This is a genomic window from Staphylococcus sp. 231237_7MaSpsaltlick, from assembly GCF_043107035.1.
The window spans coordinates 13112-34786 of record NZ_JBICNX010000027.1 but is presented as its reverse complement, the minus strand read 5'-3'; the positions used below and the strand labels follow the sequence as shown (position 1 = coordinate 34786).

Sequence of the window (21675 nt, the reverse complement as noted above, 5' to 3'; positions counted from 1 at the left end):
TTGAATGGAAAAAATTATCGTAAGTAGAAGTATCCCACAACCATTTAAAGATCAATTAGAAGCTATTGGACAAGTTGAAATGTGGGACGAGTCTTTAATACCAATGCCAAGAAATCAATTTTTGGAGGCTATTAAAGATGCAACAGCTTGTTTGATTACTTTAAGTGAAAAAATAGATAGTGAAGTTATCAAAGCTGCGCCAAAGTTGAAAGTGATTGCTAATATGGCAGTTGGTTTTGATAATATAGATGTGCCTCTTGTAAATAGTAAAGGGATAACTGTTACTAATACACCTGATGTATTAACTGAAACGACCGCAGAACTTGGATTTACGTTAATGTTAACAGTAGCTAGACGTATTGTAGAAGCTGAAAAGTATGTTCAAAATGGAGAATGGCAAAGTTGGGGACCATACCTATTTGCAGGGAAAGATTTGTCTAATGCCAATGTAGGTATATATGGCATGGGAGAGATTGGTAAGGCATTTGCAAGAAGGTTAAAAGGTTTTGACACTAAGATAATGTATCATAATAGATCCAGAAATAAAGATACTGAAAAAGCACTTGGTGCATTGTATGTTCCTTTTGACACATTACTTGAACATAGTGATTTTATTATTTGTACTGCACCACTTACAGAAGAAACTAGAAATAAATTTAATGCCCAAGCGTTTGAAAAAATGAAAAATGATGCCATTTTTATTAATATAGGGCGAGGTGCTGTCGTAGATGAAGAAGCACTAGTTTTTGCATTACAAGAAGGGCAAATTGCTGCTTGTGGACTAGATGTTTTACGTGAAGAACCTATCGATATGGCACATCCTCTATTGTCGATGGACAATGCAGTTATTGTGCCACATATTGGAAGTGCATCCGTTACAACTAGAAACCGTATGATTCAATTATGTGTTGATAATATAACATTGGTATTAAACAATCAGTATGCTAAAACACCGGTCAATTTAAAATAAACTTTGTATTTAGATAATGATATACGTGATAAAAATCATTATATACTAATATTAGACAAATAAGGTAAGAACATTATACTTACTTGTAATATTGAAATACACCTCTACTTTGGAAGGAGGTGTATTTTTTATATGAAATTTTAAACCATACTGTTCTTAAAAAATTGTATAAGTGTCAATTTTATTACAAGTCGAGCTCAATTAAACAAATATATAGTAAGTAAAAAATCCTGCCTTTAATGAATAATTTTCAAAAAAACTTATTGTTTTTACGCACTGTTCTGTTTATTTCCAATAATAATATAATCACTCTATTACGCACTTAAAATCCTACAGATGCTAATAACACCATGAAGTTATCACAATGACTGAGCAAGTAATTTTAACATTATTATTTAACAAATCATTACATTATTGTAATGATAATAAATTATGATATTGAATTGTGTTATGCAAAACAAACTAACAATTAACAAAATTTTAGTTTTATAAAACTCTATAAAATATACAATCTAACATTTTTGTTATATATAAAACTGTTAATTCGATTGTCACAACATCATAAAAAATGTATAATAAGTTGGTAAAATGTTAAAGTAGTGTAAATAGCATTACAACAAAAAAACTACTTATGTAATAAAAAGATAATAGTATAAAAAAACAATGGAAATGAAGAGGTGAAAAATGCGTAAAGAAATGGAGAACACGACAAAATATCAAAAAATTAAACCATGGTTATTAACTCTTTTATATTTTGCAATATTTATAGGGCTGTATTTAATTTACGGTTCTGGAGATACGCATAATAACTTTATTTATAATGAATTTTAGTCGAGGAGAATAGTATGAAGGATATTATATATTCATTAAATGAAAATGAAAAAATGTACCCTGAGCAAATAGCGGTTAAGCATAACACTGACGTATTGACGTATCGTGAATTAAATCAGTATGCAAATAGGCTTGCGTATTTAATTAATGATACTAAAAGTCCACTAATTGTATATGGCCATATGTCACCATTTATGATAGTAGGAATGATTGCCAGTATGAAGGCGGGATGTGGTTACGTACCACTCGATATTTCAATGCCTGAAGAGCGTATTAATACTATTATTGAAAAAATTAATCCTGATTATATCTTTAATACAGGTGAAAATTCACTGGATAGTAATGGTAGAGACATCATTAATACAAAATCACTTGAGATAGATAAACGAACGGTTGAATTTGAATCTAAAATTAAAGATCAAGATATTGCGTATACCATTTTTACATCAGGTTCTACAGGAGAGCCTAAAGGTGTGCAAATTAGATATGAAAGTCTTAACGAATTTACGAACTGGATGGTAGATTTGAATAAAATAGGTGAGAATCAACAATGGCTAAATCAAGCGCCATTTTCATTTGATTTATCTGTAATGGCAATTTATCCATGTTTAGCTACTGCAGGAACATTAAATTTAGTAGATAAGACAATGATTAATAAGCCTAAATTATTAAATGATATGTTAGAGCAATCCAAAATAAACGTTTGGGTGTCTACACCATCATTTATGGAAATGTGCTTAATGTTACCTAATTTAACTGAAGAACGTTATGAAAGCTTAAAAGAATTCTTCTTTTGTGGTGAAATTTTACCGCATAAAACTGCTAAGATGTTGTTACAACGTTTTCCATCTGCATATGTTTATAATACATACGGGCCTACAGAAGCGACAGTTGCAGTTACAAGTATCTTAATTACTGAAGCAGTTATTAATCAATATAATCCATTACCAGTAGGGAAAGTGAGACCGGGAACGCAATTATCATTAGCTGAAAATGAAGAATTAATCATTTCCGGACAATGCGTAAGTGAAGGTTATGTGAAAGATGAGCAACGTTCTAACGCAGTGTTTAAAGATATAAATGATCGCAGATCTTATTTTACTGGTGATAAAGCAACCGTTCAAGATGACTTATGGTTTATCACTGGACGTATAGATTTTCAAGTGAAACTAAATGGATACCGTATGGAGCTAGAAGAAATAGAATTTCATTTAAGACAGGTAGATATAGTTAAAGAAGCAATTGTTGTACCAGTATACAGAAATAATAAAGTAACGCAATTACAAGGTGTTGTAGTGTTAAATGACTTAAACAATGTTAAAGATGAACAAACATTGATACACGATATTAAACAAGAACTTAAACAAGCGATGCCAGAATATATGATCCCAAGAAAGATTATATTTAAAGAACAATTTCCTTTAACAATAAATGGGAAATTAGATCGTAAGCAGATTGCCGAGGATGTATTAGCATGATTCCATATGGCACATTTACGTTCTTTCTTATAGCATTTATAGTCTTAATTCCGGTAATTATATTAGGTTTAGCCGGAAAGAGAAGCCGTATTTATAATGGTATAAGTACAGCTATTATGATTGTGCTCATTTTTTCTTCAGATAAACATAATTTATTTGGCCAAGCATATTTAAGTGTTCAACTTATAAACTTTGTTTTATATCTATTATGGCAAGTAGTAATTATTATGTTTTATTGGAAATCACGTTCAAAAAACAACTCATTTATAAAGTTTTTCACAGTAATTGCTTTATCGATATTGCCACTTGTAGTGGTGAAAGTAATGCAAAGTTCGTGGTTTGGTGCTGCACAATTAAAGCTCCATGAAAATAAGGTAATTGAATTTATAGGCTTCTTAGGTATTTCTTATGTTACTTTCAAAAGTGTTCAATTATTAATGGAAATTCGTGATGGTTCAATAAAAGAAGTGAAAGCTACTAAAGTATTTCAATTCATTTCGTTTTTCCCGACAATTTCATCTGGTCCAATTGACCGCTACAAACGTTTTGTTAAGGATGAAAGCAAAATACAAAGTAGTGAAAATTATCAAATATCATTAAATAAAGCAATACATTTCATCATGCTAGGTTTTTTGTATAAATACATTATTGCTTATTTAATACAAGTTTATGCGATTAATCCATTAATGTTAGATTTTTCAAATTTCACTGCTAAATGGTTATATATGTATGCATATAGTTTGTATCTCTTCTTTGATTTCGCTGGTTATTCATTATTTGCGATGGCATTTAGCTATATATATGGCATACAGACGCCACAAAACTTTAAACAACCGTTTAAAGCAAAGAATATCAAAGATTTTTGGAATAGATGGCATATGTCTTTATCTTTCTGGTTCAGAGATTGTATCTATATGAGATCTTTATTTTTTATGTCGAAAAAACGCTTATTAAAAAATCAATTTACAATGTCTAATATTGCTTTCTCATTAAACTTCTTAATTATGGGTATTTGGCATGGCATTGAAGTTCATTATATTTTGTATGGTTTATATCACGCAGTTTTATTTATTGGTTATGGTTATTATGAAAAATGGCGAAAAAATCATCCGCCAAGATTGTCTAACAAATACACATCAATGTTAAGTATTATCGTTACATTCCATTTTGTAACGTTTGGTTTTCTTATCTTTTCTGGGAAACTGTTTTAATTATGAGGAGGAATTATTATGGAATTTAGAGAACAAGTATTAGATTTATTAACTGAAGTTGCTGAAAATAATGTCGTTAAGGAGAATCCAGATGTAGAACTTTTTGAAGAGGGGATTATTGATTCTTTTCAAACGGTAGGTCTTTTGCTAGAGATTCAAAATAAATTAGATATTGAAGTATCGATTATGGATTTTGATAGAGATGAATGGGCGACACCTAACAAGATTGTAGCGGTATTAGAAGAATTACGATGAAATTAAAACCGTTTATACCTATTATTTTAAGTCTTGTATTGTTTGGAATTTTCTTAGTGTTGCCAGCAAGTTGGTTCACTGGGTTAATTAATTCTAAGACAATAGCTACGCAAAGTGTTGCTCTAACAGATCAAGTATTAAAAGGAACTTTAGTGCAGGATAAAATGTATCAGTCTGATGCGTATTATCCGATATATGGATCTAGTGAATTAGAAAAAGACGACCCATTTAATCCAGCAATTTTATTGAATAACCGAAATCAAGTTAGTAAGAAACCCTTCTTAATAGGTACTGGTGGTTCAACAGATTTAGTAAACGCTGTGGAATTAGGTTCACAATATGGGAATTTAAAAGGTAAAAAAATGGCATTTATCGTTTCACCACAGTGGTTTACTAAAAATGGCTTAACGCAAGATAATTTTAAGGCGCGTATTTCAAAAGTACAACTCAATCAGTTGTTTAATCAAGAACAATTAAGTCCAGAACTTAAACAACGCTATGCCAAACGATTATTACAATTTAAAGATGTGGAGAACCGCTCATATTTAGAAAAAGTTGCACAAGGGAAAACACAAGAAGATAAAAGTTATCTTTCAAATTTTAAAGATGAGCAATTGAAGAAAATTGAAGCTATTAAAGCTGTGTACCCATTGAGAAAATCACCTGTGTCACATGTCGATCCTGTTACTTCAAAAAATGATTCCTGGGATGATGTTATGAAGGAAGCGGAAATCTATGGCGCGAAACATACAAAAACAAATGAATTTGGTATTCGAGATGAATATTGGGATTTAATAAAGAAGCATAAACGAAAAATTAATAGAAATCATGAATTTAGGGAAAATTCACCTGAATTCAAAGATTTAGAGTTACTTGTAGATACATTACGAGAAGCTGGCGCGGATGTTGACTATATTATTATACCTTCTAACGGTAAGTGGTATGATCACATTGGTATTGATAAAGATAGACGTCAGAATATATATAAAAAAATTGATAAAACAATAGTGGATCATGGTGGACAGACATATGATATGTCAGATAAAGATTATGAACCGTATGTAGTAAGTGATGCAGTACATATTGGCTGGAAAGGCTGGGTATACATCACTAAAAATATCAATGAGCATATGCATCAAAAATAAAATACAAAAATAAAATTCCTTTCATCAACTACACGTGTTAGTGAGGTGTTGAAAGGATTTTTTGCATAAAAAATAGGAACAGTACAATGAAAACAATTATATTGAAAGATCATTGTACTGTTCCTTATGAAAGTGTTCGAAAGGAACTAAATTTTCTGATGTTATATTATATAAAGCTTCTATCACTTAGAATACTTGTTCTACTTCGATTACTCCTGGTACTTCTTCGTGTAAAGCACGTTCGATACCTGCTTTTAATGTGATTGTTGAACTTGGGCATGTACCACAAGCACCATGTAATTGTAATTTAACAATTCCGTCTTCTACGTCAACAAGGGAACAGTCACCACCATCACGCAGTAAGAAGGGACGTAATTTTTCGATGACTTCCGCTACTTGATCAAACATTGTTACGTTTTCAGTTGGCATGGAAATGCCTCCTTTCAAGTATATTATTTCATTTTCTACTTATCTTTTTATTATAATAGAAATGTAACGAAAAATCTATAATTCAAGATAAAAGGGGAAAGATATATGGACAAAATAAGTGTTGTTGTTTATGGGGCTGATGTTGTTTGTGCAAGTTGTGTCAATGCACCGACATCTCGTAATACGTTTGACTGGTTGCAGCCATTATTGCATAGAAAGTATCCAGATAAACAATTTGAATTTACGTATATTGATATTGAAAAAGATACCGAAAATTTATCAGATCATGATCAACAATTTATTGAGCGTATTCAAGATGACGAACTCTTTTATCCACTCGTAACTATGAATGACGAGTATGTATCTGATGGATATGTACAATTAAAGGATATAACTCGCTTTTTAGATAATCATTAAATCAAGTTATTCAATCAAAAAGATATTTAAGTTATGACTATTAATCATATAATAATCACGGTTCTAAAATTTTGTTGTTAAAATAAACCCAGGCGACACCATTAACAAATGATGGTGCCGCCTGGGTTTATAAGTATGAAAACAGACTTTCAATAAACTTAACTTATTTAGTTTATATTTACTAAAGTCATTAATTAACCGTTATGATATTTATACATCCAAAGTACACCGGATTTTAAAATGGAAGCTAAGCGACCTGTAACGGTACGATCCATAATATAAGCAAATCCTTTTTTATCTCCTAGAGAACCGAGGAAACCTTGTATTTTGATTTCTGGCATTTTTTCAGGTAGTGGTTTACCTTGCCATTGTAATTTCATAACATCCGCAATTTGATCGCCTTGGGCTTCAGCTAGTTGAGCACTTGGCGCATGTGGCAAGTCTGCACAGTCACCTACGACATAAACGTTTTTGTAAGTTGGGACTTGGTGATATTGGTTTAAAATCACACGACCGCTTTTACTAATGTCTATAGGTAAATTTCTTACTAATTCTACTGGTTGAATTCCAGCAGTCCAGACAATTAAATCCACATCTTCAGGTACGTCATTATTATAAATACGACCTGGTTCCACGCGATTAATATCAGAATTAGGAACAACTGTTACATCATGTTCGTTGAACCATTTTTCAATATACTTACTAAGTTTTTCAGGGAAACGACATAAAATACGTTCGCCTCTATCATAAAGGAAGATTTGAAGGTCTTTACGACTTTCTCTTAATTCACTAGCTAATTCAATACCACTTAAACCGGCACCGACAATACCTACTTTGGCACCATTTGGTAGTTCGCTTAAATGGTGGAAAGTTTCACGTGATTTAGAAAGTGTTTGAATACTATGCGTGTATTCTTCTGCACCAGGAACATTATGATACTTATCTTCACAGCCTAAACCAATAACTAATTCATCATAGTCTACTTTTGTGTTACCAACAGAAACAATTTGATCTTCTAAATTAATATCATTGATTTCTCCATAGACATTATTGATTCTATCTGAATCAGGAAAATTCATACGAATATCTTTATCTGATTTTGTACCAGCTGCTAATTCATAAAATTCTGGTTTTAAACCATGATAAGGCATACGATCTATTAATGTAATCGTATAGTTTTCAGGCAATGCAGATGGTAAGATATGTGACATAATACGCATATTTCCATAACCGCCACCTAATAATACTAAGTTTTTCATTTGTGATACCCCTCTAGTAAAAATTGTATTGAGCATAAACATACAATTACTTACTTTTATAGTAGGTAATTGAACTTGTTATCTCGTCAATGTAAGTTATTAAATATAATGTGGTTAAATCATATTTCGTCCTGCATCGATATACCAATTTTCTATAATCAGCTTACTTATATTTATTATATGCTTTTTTATTTGTTACTACAAATAAAGAAGACAAATTGTAATTATTAAAAATATATGTTTTATTTTAATGGACATTATTGCCTACAACTCTATTGTATTCTGAAAGTGAAGTGCATATTATTTCTATTATTTATCAAGTGATAATTTATAAGCTAGTATGTAGAAATAACAATAACCTTTTTGTTATAATTGCTTAACTGATATTTTATGAGAGGGTGTATTATGAATCCAATAATCGAGTTCTGCATTTCGAATTTAGCGAAGGGTGGAGATTATGTATATAATCAGCTTGAAAATGACCCAGATGTAGACGTCTTAGAATACGGTTGTTTACAAAATTGTGGCATATGTTCTAGTGGGTTGTATGCATTAGTGAATGGTGATATCGTTGAAGGTGATTCGCCAGATGATTTATTACAAAAAATTTACGCACATATAGAAGAAACATGGATTTTTTAGGGAGGTAAAAATAATGGCTATTATTGAAATGACTGAAGCTGCTGCATACGAAGTTAAAGATATGTTACAGCAAAATGATATGGCAGATGGTTATTTAAAAGTTAAGGTAAACGGCGGTGGTTGTACTGGTTTAACTTATGGTATGTCTGCTGAAGCTGAACCTGCTGAAAATGATGAAATCTTTGAGTTTCATGGTTTAAAAGTTTTAATAGATAAATACGATAAACCAGTTTTAGATGGCACAACGATTGATTTTAAACAATCATTAATGGGCGGTGGCTTCCAAATAGACAACCCTAATGCAATTGCTTCATGCGGTTGTGGTAGTTCATTTAGAACTGCAAAAGTTGCTGGATCACCAGAAGATTGCTAAATTATAATATTTAAATGTAAAGGCTATAGTTCACTTAAAATAAGTGTAAACTATAGTCTTTTAATCGTTTATGTGAAATAATAAACAATATGGTCGTTGGTGCTTGAAAATCAGCAGTAAAAACTATAAAATTAGTATTGGATGAAAAATGTCTTTTTTGTGAATTACTATATTGTGAATGGGGTATAGAAAAAGACTATAGCAACAAAAAAATTAAGAAAGCTTAGGTGAATGAAATGGCTCAAGATCGTAAGAAAGTATTAGTTCTAGGCGCTGGTTATGCCGGTTTACAAACTATTACAAAATTACAAAAGCAAATTTCAGCAGATGAAGCTGAAATTACATTAATTAATAAAAATGATTACCACTACGAAGCAACGTGGTTACACGAGGCTTCAGCGGGTACTCTTAGCTATGAAGATTTACTATATCCAGTTGAAAGTGTTGTAGACAAAAACAAAGTTAACTTTGTTAAGGCAGAAGTTACTAAAATTGATCGCAACGCGAAAAAAGTTGAAACAGATGCTGGAATCTTTGACTTTGATATCTTAGTTGTAGGTTTAGGTTTTGAAAGTGAAACATTTGGTATCAAAGGTATGAAAGATCATGCTTTCCAAATTGAAAACATATTAACTGCTCGTCAATTATCTCGTCATATCGAAGATAAATTTGCTAACTATGCGTCTTCAAAACAAAAAAATGATAAAGATTTAGCAATCATTGTTGGTGGCGCTGGATTTACAGGTGTTGAATTCTTAGGTGAATTAACTGATAGAATTCCAGAATTATGTAATAAATATGGTGTTGAGCAAAGCAAAGTGAAAATCACTTGCGTTGAAGCTGCACCTAAAATGTTACCAATGTTCTCTGACGAATTAGTTAACTACGCGGTAAGTTACTTAGAAGATAAAGGGGTAGAATTCAAAATTGGTACACCAATTGTTGCAGCTAACGAAAAAGGTTTTGTGGTAAAAGTTAACGATAAAGAAGAACAATTAGAAGCTAATACAGTTGTATGGGCGGCTGGTGTTCGTGGTAGTAAATTGATGGAAGAATCATTCGAAGGCGTAAAACGTGGACGTATTGTAACTAAACAAGATTTAACTATCGAAGGTTATGACGATATCTTTGTTATTGGTGACTGTTCTGCATTTATCCCTTCTGGAGAAGAACGTCCATTACCAACAACAGCACAAATCGCTATGCAACAAGGTGAACACACTGCTAAAAACATTAAAAATGTTTTAGAAGGTCAACCAACTCAAGAATTTGATTACGTTGATCGTGGTACTGTATGTTCATTAGGTGCACATGATGGTGTTGGTGTTGTTTATGGTAAAGATATCCAAGGTAAAAAAGCAGCATTCATGAAGAAAGTTATTGATACACGTGCAGTATTTAAACTTGGCGGTATCGGTTTAGCATTCAAAAAAGGTAAATTTTAATATATAATTTAATTATGTAATTCATACACTTAACAGTGATGAAAAATTTTAAAGGAGCGGGATAGAAAAACATATTCTATAATGATTTCACTGTCCCGCCAATACTTAGATGATAAGGGGACAAGGAGTAAGATATTTTATTCCGGTCACTATTGTCTAAACATACCTGAGGCCGAGACATGGTTTATGTCCGGCCTTTTTTGTTAAACTTTTCGAGGGTATCATATTAAAATGTATTAAAAGCACTTAAAACTAATAAAGGAGAGATGTTCTATGTTAGTTAAGCATAAAAATAGCAATGAAATAGCAACAAACACGTTAATTATTGGTTTGCCTGAACATTTAAATCAACTAGGGGACATCATTATTAACGGAGACAATATCAATGAGCAATTAAAGCTATTAAAACAAAATCAAATTGTCAGTACAAATGTTGGTACAGTTTCTAGTACAATGCTTACAATTCGTGACGAATACACAAAACTAATCACTGTCGGTATAGGTAATGTTAAAATAGCGACATATAGTGATTATTTGAAAGCGTTTGGCAACCTGTTTCAATATTTACAACAATATCGTATTACACAAGCCTCATTCATATTAGAAACATTTAACACACAAGCTTTATCTAGGAAGATGGTTGCAGAGATATTAGGGCAACAAAGTAATCGTGCGATTTATCAATTTGATAATTATAAAACAGATAAACTTGCGCCTTATGAACTAACATTAGATATACATACAAACGATGATGACATACTGAAATCTATTGATGAAGGTCAAATCATTGGTAGTTCAATAAACTTAGCACGTGATTATAGCAATATTCCACCAAACATTTTGACGCCTGAGTATTATGCACACTCTATTTACGATCATTTTAAAGAGACAGAAGTAGATGTTGATATTAAAGATCATGAGACGTTACAAAATGAAGGATTTGGTCTAATCCATGCAGTAGGTAAAGGTTCTAAACATGGGGCAAGAGTCATTACATTAACATATAATGGTGGGGAAACAGATGAAGCGCCTATTGCCTTAGTAGGTAAAGGTATTACTTATGATTCAGGTGGTTATTCTATAAAAGGAAAAGTAGGCATGCAAACGATGAAATACGATATGTGTGGCTCTGCTAACGTCGTAGGAATGATAGAAGTTGCTCGCAAACTTAAATTGAAAATAAATATTGTCGGTGTTATTGCTGCAGCAGAAAATATGATAAATGAAGCTGCAATGAAACCTGATGATGTATATACCGCTTTAAGTGGTGAATCGGTTGAAGTATTAAATACAGATGCAGAAGGCCGCTTAGTACTAGGTGATGCAGTATTCTACGCAAATCAATTCCAACCACAAGTGATTTTAGATTTTGCAACATTAACAGGTGCAGCCATTGTAGCTTTAGGAGATGACAAGGCTGCTGTATTTAGTCAAAATGCAACAAAGCACTTACAAACAATACTTAAGTATGCACAGACTAAAGATGAATTTGTATTTGAATTACCTATGACAACGACTGAACGTAACTTAATTAAAAATAGTGATGTTGCAGACTTAGTTAATCATACTAATGGCCAAGGGAAAGCTTTATTTGCAGCAACTTTTATTAATCATTTTGCAGGAGAAACACCTCATATGCATTTTGACATAGCTGGCCCCGCAACTACCAATAAAAATACGTATAAAGGCCCAAAAGGTCCAACAGGATACTTAATTCCAACTATAGTAGAATGGTTACGTAATTTAAAATAATTATGAAAATGTTAACACAAATATTTTTTAGAGTGGAAGTAAGAAATCAATATTACAAAGTTGATTTCTTACTTCCGCTTTTTTGAGTTTTCAAGTCACAAATAGTGATAAAATGAAAGTGCTATAAATCGTGCGTTTATTAGTGTTTAGAGTTATAAAAATTAAATATCTACAATTTTAAAAAGAAAAATATGAGATGCATGGACAAATTATTTGTGGTGTTTGACAAGTGCTCATGTTATTGATATTATAGTTCTCATAATGCTTTAGTTCGATAACGTGGTAAAGGAGTTGTGCTTTGTGATAAATGCAGTAGTAATAGCAGTGGTACTGATGATTATTTTATGTTTATGTAGATTAAATGTAGTGATCAGTTTGTTTATCAGTGCCTTAGTAGGTGGATTAATTGCAGGTATGAGTGTTTCAGATATCGTGTCTGTTTTTGGTAAGAATATTGTAGATGGTGCAGAAGTAGCACTAAGTTATGCATTGCTTGGTGGTTTTGCAGCGCTTATTTCTTATAGTGGAATTACCGATTATTTAGTGAATAAAATTATAAATGGTATCCATGCTGAAAATAGCAAGATGTCACCTATTAAAGTGAAAGTAATAATCATATTAGCTTTATTAGTGATGAGTATTATGAGTCAGAACTTAATACCAGTCCATATTGCGTTTATTCCTATTGTAATACCACCGTTAATTAGTTTGTTTAATGAACTAAATATAGACAGAAGACAGATAGCAATTATTATAGGATTTGGTTTATGTTGGCCTTATGTCTTATTACCTTTTGGTTTTGGTCAAATATTTCACCAAATTATTCAGAATGGTTTTACCAAAGCAAATCACCCAATTGAAATGGACATGATTTGGAAAGCGATGATTATACCTTCATTAGGTTATGTATTTGGATTGATTGCTGGTATTTTTTATTATAGAAAGCCAAGAAAATACATACAGCATGAAGAAGCGAAAGATAATAGTCAAATAGAAATTAAACCATACGTGCTTGTAGTTACTATTATTTCAATTATAGCTACATTCTTAGTGCAATTACTAACGGATTCTATGATTTTTGGTGCGTTAGCAGGTGTGCTTGTATTCTTTATTTCAAGAGCTTATAAATGGACAGAATTAGATAAACAATTTGTTGAAGGTATAAAAATTATGTCTTTTATTGGTGTAGTTATTTTATCTGCTAACGGCTTTGCGGGAGTAATGAATGAAACAGGTGACATTAATAGACTTGTAGAGGGGTTAAGTGGAGTTATAGGTAATAATAAACTAGTAAGCATTATAGTGATGTACATTATTGGTTTAGTAGTTACATTAGGTATTGGTTCATCGTTTGCTACAATTCCAATCATCGCCACGTTATTTGTGCCATTAGGAGAATCGTTAGGATTAAGCACAATGGCATTAATTGCTTTAATAGGTACAGCCAGTGCATTAGGGGATTCAGGTTCGCCAGCAAGTGATTCTACTCTTGGTCCTACTGCAGGCTTGGATGTTGATGGACAACATGACCACATTAGAGATACTTGTATACCTAACTTCCTATTTTACAATATTCCATTAATTATTTTTGGAACAATTGCTGCTATGGTACTATAAAAGGTATATAAAGAAAATGAGGTGACACAATGGCTAATATGTTAGACGCGTTAGATATTAAAGTTGTGAAACAAGAACGTGGTTTAATGGTGATGTCAATGCCTGTGACTGATAAAGTAAAACAGCCATTTGGCTATCTGCATGGAGGTGCGAGTCTAGCACTTGGTGAAACGGCATGTTCGATGGGAGCTGCTTATTTAATTGATACTGAACAGTATGTACCACTTGGTTTAGAAATGAATGGTAACCATATAGGTTCAACTACAGAAGGAACTATATATGCAACTGCTACAATTATTCATGAAGGAAAAACAACACAGGTATGGTCTATTGATATTAAAGATGATAAAGATAGATTAATTTGTGTAATGCGAGGAACTATTGCTATAAAACCATTAAAACGTTAATCCATAACAATAAAGGCAAGAATCATCTGTTGAGACGATTCTTGCCTTTATTTTTGTCTTATTAGCAGTGACATCTTTAATTATAATGAAATGCTTTATCTAGAATAGAAAGATAAAAAATTCGTTATTGTGTTTATACTTTATTGTCCTATGCTTTGTTTGGTATTTAAGGACTCACAATTATAATAATACTGCTGTGATTTGTTGTACTGTTTGTATTCAAAAGCTTCACCAATTCTTAATGAGGCTTCACGTCCTCCCATAATATTGCGTGCAAATGGCCCAAGCTCCAAATCAGCCAATCCACCGCTTACATAAAGATTAGGGAGCCATTCTAAAGATGGAGTGATAGAAGGCAGTCCACAAGCGCTTACTGGCGCTTGGTTTTCTATTATTAATTGCTGGATTAAAGGTTGTTGCATAATCGATTCTTTAAAGCCTGTAGCTAATAATATACGGTCGTAATGTATACAACACGTGTCAGTGCAAATATGGTGATTAACTATATCTGTTATTTCGTTGATATGTACTTTAAGACGACCGTCTTTAATATACTTTTTAAGTCTTAATTCTAGTTCTTTTGGCATAGATCCTTTATGTCTCTCATTTTTAATAGTGTTTAAACGATCAATAGAGGATTGCATAGCACTAAATTTTTTCATATTTTTAGGCCCTAACCATCAAGGATCTGCATCAAAGTCATGGACATCTATAGTTTTATTCATCCATAAATGAATCTGGTTATTACTGTTTTCCTTTAAAAGCCTTAAAGTGAGATGGGCTGCAGAAATACCGCTACCAACGACATGCGATGTACTTGTATAACTATTTTGTTCATTTTCAAAAATGTGAGAAATGTCAGGTTGATTTTGAAATAGTTTAGGAACATATATTTCATGATTACAACCAAATGCAACTACTACATGGTCTGAACTAATCCAGCTTTGATTGTTCAATTGCATGTGCCATTGTTGTTTACTTTTCTTAATGTCATTGACATATCCTTGAATATGACATGAATTTAAATGATATAAGTGAATTAAATCATGTGTATGGTTCATAAACATATTTCGGTTAGGTCGTTTGTATTGTCCATATGCAGCGTTAGTATAATGCATTTTTTTAGCATATTGATTTAAATGAAAAGGGTTAGGGTGCACATGGTGTACACATGGTGAACGTAAATAGGGCATATCAATACGTTGTGAAAAATTATCAAATTGAGCACATAAATTAGGGTTTGGGTCAATAATTGATAATTGTGATGCCTTTAAACCTAAAGATCTTAATTTAATAGCGATAGTTACTGCATGTAATCCACCACCAATAATAGTCCATGTTGTCATAAAAACACTCCTGTTTATATTAAATCGTAATTATTACGATTTAATATATCATGTAATGTTCTTTATAACAACTGATTTTGCAAATAAATTATGAGTGGGAAAGAAACATGAAATACTTAATAAGCAAAAAATGTGGGAGAGACATGGTTCATGTCTCTCCCACAAGTGTTTTATACACATTATTAGGAAAATAGGAAATATGTTTAATCAAATCCCAATTTACTACTTTTATAATTTTGTATCTTTTAAATCTTCTTTAATTTCATCATGCTTCGTTCTTTCAGAAGCAGGTGTTTGTAAATTATAAGCTGATTTGATAATTAGATGGCTTGCTAACGGTCCAGTTATTAAAATAAACAAAATACCCACAAGTAATTGCATATTTACATAACCTTCACGACCAATAAAGTATAAAAAGACGCCACTAATTAATAGCATTGAACCTAGTGTTGCTGCTTTTCCTGCTGCGTGCGCTCTGGCGTATACATCGTCTAAACGTAATAGGCCAATCGCGGCTAGGGCACTAATAAGTGAGCCCAATATGACTAAGATAAGTGCAATACTAATGACGATCGTCGTTATCATTTTCAATCACCTTACCTTTATCCATATATTTTGCAAACACTGCTGTACCAAGAAAAGCTAAAATACCTATTAATAAAATGGCTACAATCATATATTTTGTACCTAAGAAAATACTAAATAAAGCAACAATAGCCATAAGTTGAATGCCCATGGCGTCAAGTGCAACGACCCTATCAGCGAGAGAAGGGCCGATAATTACACGAACAAGCATACCTAACATTGATAAAGCAACAATAACCAACGCAATAATCAATATAATGTTATAGTCCATTAATTTTCGCCTACCTCTCTGACCACTTTTTCAAGGGATGTTTTTATACTTTCTATTTCTTCTTCTTTAGTAGTGAAATCGATACTGTGTATATATATTTTAGTACGGTCGTCACTAATACCTAGCACAATTGTACCTGGTGTTAGTGTGATTAAATTAGATAATAATGCGATTTGCCAGTCATTTTTTAAATCTGTATGGTACGTAAAGAATGCTGGTTCGTTATCAATTTTTGGCTTAATAACAATACGAATAACATCTATATTTGCTTTTACTAATTCAATTAAAAATACTAAGAACAGTTTTATAATTTTATAGACAGTGATGATATAGAATCTACCTGGTAATACACCACGCATTAAGTAAACTAATAAAAGTGCGAATAAGTAACCTAAAATAAAGTTATTAAATGTATAACTGCCAGTGACAAATAACCAAAATACAGAAAGCATCAAATTCACTAATATTTGAACTGCCATATTACTTACCTCCCAATACTGCGTCCCTATAGACACTAGGATTGTAGAATGTCTCAGCAGCATCTTTAATAATTGGTTGTAACCAATCTGCAGAAAGTCCGAAAGCAACTGAGATAACGACTGAAATGATTGCTATTGTTAGTATCCCTTTATACTGCAGCTTAGGATTTACTTGGTAACCTTCAGATTTTCCGAAAAAGCCTAATAAGAAAATACGAATAACAGAATAAAGTACTACTAAACTTGAAAGTAAGACAACGATACCACTTAGGTAAAATCCTTTTTCAAATGTAGCTTGTACAATATAAAACTTACCATAAAAACCACTAAGTGGCGGGATGCCTGCTAAACTTAATGCAGCAATAAAGAACGTCCATCCTAAAACTGGGTAATCTTTAATCAGTCCACCATATTTACGCAAATCATGTGTTTTAGTAATTTTATACATAACACCAATTAGGAAAAATAGGGCAGCTTTTACTAACATATCATGTAGCGTGTAATAAATCGCACCCATCATACCTGCTTGATTCATCATCGCTATACCAACTAGGATAACGCCTACAGCAATTACGATGTTATAAAGTATGATTTTTTTAGTATCGAAATAGCTGACTGCACCGACACACCCGAAAATAATCGTAAGTAACGCCAAGAATAATATTGTATAAAACGAGAAATCAGATGAATCATTAAAGAATAGGCTAGCTGTTCTTGCAATGGCATACACGCCTACTTTTGTTAATAAAGCACCAAAGAATGCAATAATTGCAATCGGTGGGGCATAGTATGCACCTGGCAACCAAATGTACATTGGGAATGCACCAGCTTTAGTTGCGAAAACAAAGATAAACATAATAAATATGATTGTTATTATGCCACTATCTTCAGCAGGTAATTGACTGATCTTTTCGCTAATATCAGCTAAATTCAAAGTGCCAACTACAGAGTAGAGCATAGCTACGGCTATAACAAAGAACGCTGATGAAGTTACGTTGATAAGTACATATTTAATGGTTTCGCTTAATTGTATTTTAGTCCCACCTATAACTAACAAAATATAAGAAGATAATAGGAAGACTTCAAAGAATACAAATAAGTTGAAAATATCTCCAGTAATAAATGACCCGATTATACCTGTAACCATAAACATTACTGCGAAATAATAGTAGTATGTTTCGCGCTCGATGCCTACGGATTGATAGGAATAAAGGATGATTAACATCGTTATAATTAAGCTGGTGATGACGAGTAAAGCGCTAAATATATCGAGAACAAAGACAATACTATAAGGCGCGTCCCATGAACCTAATTCTAATGTGATTGGACCATCTTTAAGTACATTTTGGAAATTAATAATTGCAAAGATTAATGTGATAGCTGTACCAGATAAGGCAACGTAGCGCTTTATCCTAGGGCGCTTACCAATGAATATGAGTGCGATAATAGTAATCATTGGTATGACGAGTAATGAAATAATGAGATTACTCTCTATCATTGTCTAGCACTCCTTTCATACTTTCTACGTTGTCTGTGCCTAATTCTTTATAACTTCTAAAAGCTAACACTAAGAAAAATGCTGTTACAGAAAACGAAATTACTATAGCTGTAAGTATTAGTGCCTGTGGAATTGGATCTACATATGAAGTGATTCCTTTTTCATAAATAGGCACTTCACCTTTTTTAAGACCACCCATAGTAATTAAAAATAAATTGGCTGTATGAGTTTGTAAAGTAGTCCCAATAATAATGCGTATCAAACTTTTAGAAAGAATGAGATAGACGCTCATTGCAGTGAGAATACCACAAACAAAAATCATAACTATTTCCATTACTCATTCTCTCCAATCGCTAATATTATAGTCATTATTGTACCTACAACAGCGCATAATACGCCTAAATCAAAAAATGTAGCAGTATGCATTTCCATTGGTTTTAAAATTACTAATGGAATTTCAAATGGTGTATGCGTGAAAAAGTTTTTATGATAAAACCAACTCGCAATCGGCGTAGCTAGACAAAAGAAAAAGCCAATACCGATTAATTTTTTAAAGTCCCAAGGGAAAATTTTGCGCATCGTTTTTATATCAAAAGCTACTGTAATAATCACGAGTGCACTAGAAAGTAATAAACCTCCTACGAAACCACCACCTGGCGTATAATGTCCAGCTAAGAATAAATATAAACCAAACATCACGATGAGAAAGAAGATAACAACAGCTGAATATTGAAAGATTAAATTATTTTTCTGTCTGTTCAACGTTTTTACCTCCTTCATCATTTTTATTGTTATTTGTACGTAATTTAATCATTGTATAAACACCTAAACCAGCAATACCAAGTACCGCAGATTCAAATAACGTATCGGTACCACGGAAGTCAACAAGAATAACGTTAACCATGTTGGTACCATGAGCTAAGTCATAAACATTGGATTTGTAAAATTCAGCGATAGAGCCGAAATGTCTATTACCATAAGCAATTAAACCAAGCACCGTAACGACAATACCTGCACCGACTGCAATAACAATATTTACTAATTTAAAAGAACGTGATTCTTTATGTCTGTTTAAATTAGGTAAATGATAGAAACATAATAAGAATAATGCTGTTGAGATAGATTCAACTACAAATTGTGTAAGGGCTAAATCTGGTGCACTAAAGAAAATGAAGAATATGGCAACAGAATAACCTACAGCACTTGCCATGATAATACTAAATAATCTAGATTTAGCAAATATAATCATAGAAGCAGCAGTGATAATTAATACTACAATGATTAATTCAAATGGACGTACTTCACTTACATCTTTAAAGTCGATATTAAACGGAGTAACTAAAAGTGTTACTAACGTAATTACTATTAATGAAGCAAATATAATGATTAAGTTATTCCGCGTAAAACCAGTTACATAAGCGTCAGTAAATTTACCTGAATAACCTGGCGTAACTTCGCCAAATTTGTCATACCAGTAATTTAATGTGAGCTTGGTAGGTTGTAAATGCAATAAACGAATCCAATATCCAAAAGTTAAAATGAGCAAAATACCTACAACATAAATACCTATTGTAGAGAAAAATGCTGGTGTAAAGCCATGGAACATATGAAATTCTGCTGTTGTACCTGTAGTTTGGCTAATTGCACTTACTGCTGGTTCAATAATTGAGCCAGTTAATATTGATGGGAAGAAACCAAATACAATAACTAAAATAGCTAAAATCGCTGGTGAAATAAGCATAAGTATAGACACTTCATGAGCTTTTTTAGGTAATTCATGAGCTTTGTGACTACCTAAAAAGATTTGACCAATAAATCTGACAGAATAAACAAATGTAAATACACTACCGATAATTGCGATTATCGGTATTAATATGCCAAGCGTATTTAAACTAAACATATTAACGTTTGTAATTTCAATCATGCTTTCTAAAAATGACTCTTTAGATAAAAAACCATTAAATGGCGGTATACCAGCCATACTTAATGAAGTAATGATTGTAATCGTAAACGAGATAGGCATGATAGTTAATAAACCGCCTAATTTATTTACATCACGTGTACCTGTAGAGTGGTCGATTGCACCAGTCACCATAAATAATGCACCTTTAAAAGTTGCATGGTTAATTAAATGGAAAACAGCAGCAGTAAATGCAGCAATATAAAGTTGGCTTTCAGAACCTTCAAAATGGTAGCTAACTGCTCCGATACCTAGCATAGACATAATCATACCTAATTGTGAAACTGTAGAAAATGCTAAGATACCTTTTAAATCTTGCTGTTTTGTAGCATTAAACGATGCCCATAATAACGTAATTAGACCGATCAAAGTTACCGACCAAATCCATCCTTGTGAAACAGCAAAAATTGGCGTTACTCGTGCAACTAAATAAAGACCAGCTTTAACCATTGTTGCTGAGTGTAAGTAAGCACTTACTGGTGTTGGTGCTTCCATAGCATCTGGTAACCATATGTAAAATGGAAATTGCGCCGATTTGGTAATAGCCCCAATTAAAACTAAAATCATTGAAAGAATAAAGAATGGGCTAGTTTGAATTTCAGAAACATTTTGAATCAATTCTTGAATACTTGTTGTCCCGCCAGCTATGGAAAGCAAGATAATGCCACCTAAAAGAGACAATCCTCCAAACACTGTAACGAGCATGGATTTTTGAGCTCCATATATAGATGCTTGCTTATCACGCCAAAATGAGATGAGCAGGAAACTAGAAAATGAAGTTAATTCCCAAAATAAATATAAGATAATTAAATTATCTGATAATACGACACCTAACATAGCACCCATAAAGAGCAATAGATAACAGTAAAAATTTCCCAGTTGCTCTTGTCGACTTAAATAACTTATAGAATAAAGTACAATTAAACTACCTATACCAGTTATTAATAAACTGAATAATAAGCCTAAACCATCAACGTATAAATTGAAATTCATACCGAAGTGAGGCATCCAATTAGCTTTTTGCATTATGTTATTTCCTGACATGGTTGCCGAAATATATGATAGGAAATATATAAATAAGACGACGGGGATAGGTAACACAAACCATCCTAAATGTACGCGTTTATAAAAACGATATACAATTGGAATAATGAGTGCGAATATTAACGGCAAAAGCACCGATATATGTAACAAACTCATTATTTTATCCTCCTTTAAAAATGTATTATAAAACCATTATACATGAAGTGGACTATTCTGAAAAACGTCAGGAAGCCTTGAAACACTTGTGTTAGATGTTTTATT

General features: G+C 32.3%; 22 protein-coding genes and 1 pseudogene. 13 read left to right on the top strand and 10 right to left on the bottom strand.

Going from position 1 to position 21675, the window contains the following annotated elements; genetic code table 11:
- Positions 1–4 precede the first annotated feature (4 nt).
- The 6 genes from ACF91D_RS26175 to dltD all read left to right on the top strand — a co-directional run bounded on the left by ACF91D_RS26175 (position 5) and on the right by dltD (position 5890).
- On the top strand, positions 5–970 hold the full coding sequence (locus ACF91D_RS26175) for a 2-hydroxyacid dehydrogenase (protein WP_069792471.1): 966 nt from the start codon (positions 5–7) through the stop codon (positions 968–970).
- A 684-nt stretch (positions 971–1654) separates the two neighbouring features.
- A complete protein-coding gene (locus ACF91D_RS26170; protein WP_039067842.1) occupies positions 1655–1801 on the top strand; it encodes a teichoic acid D-Ala incorporation-associated protein DltX in 147 nt (48 codons plus the stop codon).
- A gap of 14 nt (positions 1802–1815) precedes the next feature.
- Positions 1816–3279, top strand: a complete 1464-nt coding sequence (dltA, locus tag ACF91D_RS26165) for a D-alanine--poly(phosphoribitol) ligase subunit DltA (RefSeq protein WP_069792470.1) — start codon at positions 1816–1818, stop codon at positions 3277–3279.
- Complete coding sequence (dltB, locus tag ACF91D_RS26160; RefSeq protein ID WP_069792469.1) at positions 3276–4490, top strand: D-alanyl-lipoteichoic acid biosynthesis protein DltB; 1215 nt, start codon at positions 3276–3278, stop codon at positions 4488–4490. The genes dltA and dltB overlap by 4 nt, the downstream gene beginning before the upstream one ends.
- Before the next feature lie 18 nt (positions 4491–4508).
- The gene (gene dltC, locus ACF91D_RS26155) at positions 4509–4745 is read left to right on the top strand and encodes a D-alanine--poly(phosphoribitol) ligase subunit 2 (RefSeq protein ID WP_039067839.1); all 237 of its coding nucleotides are present in this window, start codon (positions 4509–4511) and stop codon (positions 4743–4745) included.
- Complete coding sequence (gene dltD / locus ACF91D_RS26150; protein ID WP_069792468.1) at positions 4742–5890, top strand: D-alanyl-lipoteichoic acid biosynthesis protein DltD; 1149 nt, start codon at positions 4742–4744, stop codon at positions 5888–5890. The genes dltC and dltD overlap by 4 nt, the downstream gene beginning before the upstream one ends.
- A gap of 186 nt (positions 5891–6076) precedes the next feature.
- On the opposite strand, the gene ACF91D_RS26145 is transcribed toward dltD, so the two are convergent.
- Positions 6077–6319: a NifU family protein gene (locus tag ACF91D_RS26145; RefSeq protein ID WP_002483816.1), complete on the bottom strand. Its 243-nt coding sequence runs from the start codon at positions 6317–6319 to the stop codon at positions 6077–6079.
- A gap of 105 nt (positions 6320–6424) precedes the next feature.
- On the opposite strand from ACF91D_RS26145, the gene ACF91D_RS26140 reads away from it, so the two are divergent.
- Complete coding sequence (locus ACF91D_RS26140) at positions 6425–6736, top strand: YuzD family protein (RefSeq protein ID WP_039067837.1); 312 nt, start codon at positions 6425–6427, stop codon at positions 6734–6736.
- A gap of 194 nt (positions 6737–6930) precedes the next feature.
- Here ACF91D_RS26140 and ACF91D_RS26135 read toward each other — a convergent pair whose 3' ends face one another.
- Complete coding sequence (locus tag ACF91D_RS26135) at positions 6931–7995, bottom strand: NAD(P)/FAD-dependent oxidoreductase (protein WP_039067836.1); 1065 nt, start codon at positions 7993–7995, stop codon at positions 6931–6933.
- A 405-nt stretch (positions 7996–8400) separates the two neighbouring features.
- Here ACF91D_RS26135 and ACF91D_RS26130 point away from each other — a divergent pair, with 405 nt between their 5' ends.
- From ACF91D_RS26130 to ACF91D_RS26105, 6 genes are all read left to right on the top strand, one after another.
- Complete coding sequence (locus ACF91D_RS26130) at positions 8401–8637, top strand: YuzB family protein (protein ID WP_029377562.1); 237 nt, start codon at positions 8401–8403, stop codon at positions 8635–8637.
- 13 nt (positions 8638–8650) lie between these two features.
- A complete protein-coding gene (locus tag ACF91D_RS26125) occupies positions 8651–9010 on the top strand; it encodes a HesB/IscA family protein (protein ID WP_039067835.1) in 360 nt (119 codons plus the stop codon).
- A 236-nt stretch (positions 9011–9246) separates the two neighbouring features.
- Positions 9247–10455, top strand: a complete 1209-nt coding sequence (locus tag ACF91D_RS26120; protein ID WP_039067834.1) for an NAD(P)/FAD-dependent oxidoreductase — start codon at positions 9247–9249, stop codon at positions 10453–10455.
- 273 nt (positions 10456–10728) lie between these two features.
- Positions 10729–12207: a M17 family metallopeptidase gene (locus tag ACF91D_RS26115; protein ID WP_327621023.1), complete on the top strand. Its 1479-nt coding sequence runs from the start codon at positions 10729–10731 to the stop codon at positions 12205–12207.
- Positions 12208–12507: 300 nt separating this feature from the next.
- Positions 12508–13824, top strand: coding sequence for a Na+/H+ antiporter family protein (locus ACF91D_RS26110; RefSeq protein WP_327621022.1), 1317 nt, complete (start codon positions 12508–12510; stop codon positions 13822–13824).
- Positions 13825–13853: 29 nt separating this feature from the next.
- Positions 13854–14231, top strand: coding sequence for a hotdog fold thioesterase (locus ACF91D_RS26105; protein WP_039067831.1), 378 nt, complete (start codon positions 13854–13856; stop codon positions 14229–14231).
- Positions 14232–14371: 140 nt separating this feature from the next.
- Here ACF91D_RS26105 and ACF91D_RS26100 read toward each other — a convergent pair.
- The 8 genes and pseudogenes from ACF91D_RS26100 to ACF91D_RS26065 all read right to left on the bottom strand — a co-directional run bounded on the left by ACF91D_RS26100 (position 14372) and on the right by ACF91D_RS26065 (position 21570).
- Positions 14372–15577: pseudogene (locus ACF91D_RS26100) on the bottom strand (FAD/NAD(P)-binding protein).
- Positions 15578–15805: 228 nt separating this feature from the next.
- Positions 15806–16162, bottom strand: coding sequence for a Na+/H+ antiporter subunit G1 (locus ACF91D_RS26095; protein ID WP_039067827.1), 357 nt, complete (start codon positions 16160–16162; stop codon positions 15806–15808).
- Complete coding sequence (locus tag ACF91D_RS26090; RefSeq protein WP_039067825.1) at positions 16140–16433, bottom strand: Na(+)/H(+) antiporter subunit F1; 294 nt, start codon at positions 16431–16433, stop codon at positions 16140–16142. The genes ACF91D_RS26095 and ACF91D_RS26090 overlap by 23 nt, the downstream gene beginning before the upstream one ends.
- Positions 16433–16912: a Na+/H+ antiporter subunit E gene (locus ACF91D_RS26085; protein WP_039067824.1), complete on the bottom strand. Its 480-nt coding sequence runs from the start codon at positions 16910–16912 to the stop codon at positions 16433–16435. Before ACF91D_RS26085 ends, ACF91D_RS26090 begins: the two co-directional genes overlap by 1 nt.
- A 1-nt stretch (position 16913) precedes the next feature.
- On the bottom strand, positions 16914–18410 hold the full coding sequence (gene mnhD1, locus ACF91D_RS26080) for a Na+/H+ antiporter Mnh1 subunit D (RefSeq protein ID WP_069792464.1): 1497 nt from the start codon (positions 18408–18410) through the stop codon (positions 16914–16916).
- Complete coding sequence (gene mnhC1, locus ACF91D_RS26075; RefSeq protein ID WP_017722347.1) at positions 18397–18744, bottom strand: Na+/H+ antiporter Mnh1 subunit C; 348 nt, start codon at positions 18742–18744, stop codon at positions 18397–18399. Before mnhC1 ends, mnhD1 begins: the two co-directional genes overlap by 14 nt.
- On the bottom strand, positions 18744–19172 hold the full coding sequence (locus ACF91D_RS26070) for a Na(+)/H(+) antiporter subunit B (protein ID WP_039067819.1): 429 nt from the start codon (positions 19170–19172) through the stop codon (positions 18744–18746). Before ACF91D_RS26070 ends, mnhC1 begins: the two co-directional genes overlap by 1 nt.
- Positions 19153–21570, bottom strand: a complete 2418-nt coding sequence (locus ACF91D_RS26065) for a Na+/H+ antiporter subunit A (protein ID WP_069792463.1) — start codon at positions 21568–21570, stop codon at positions 19153–19155. Before ACF91D_RS26065 ends, ACF91D_RS26070 begins: the two co-directional genes overlap by 20 nt.
- Positions 21571–21675: the final 105 nt, after the last annotated feature.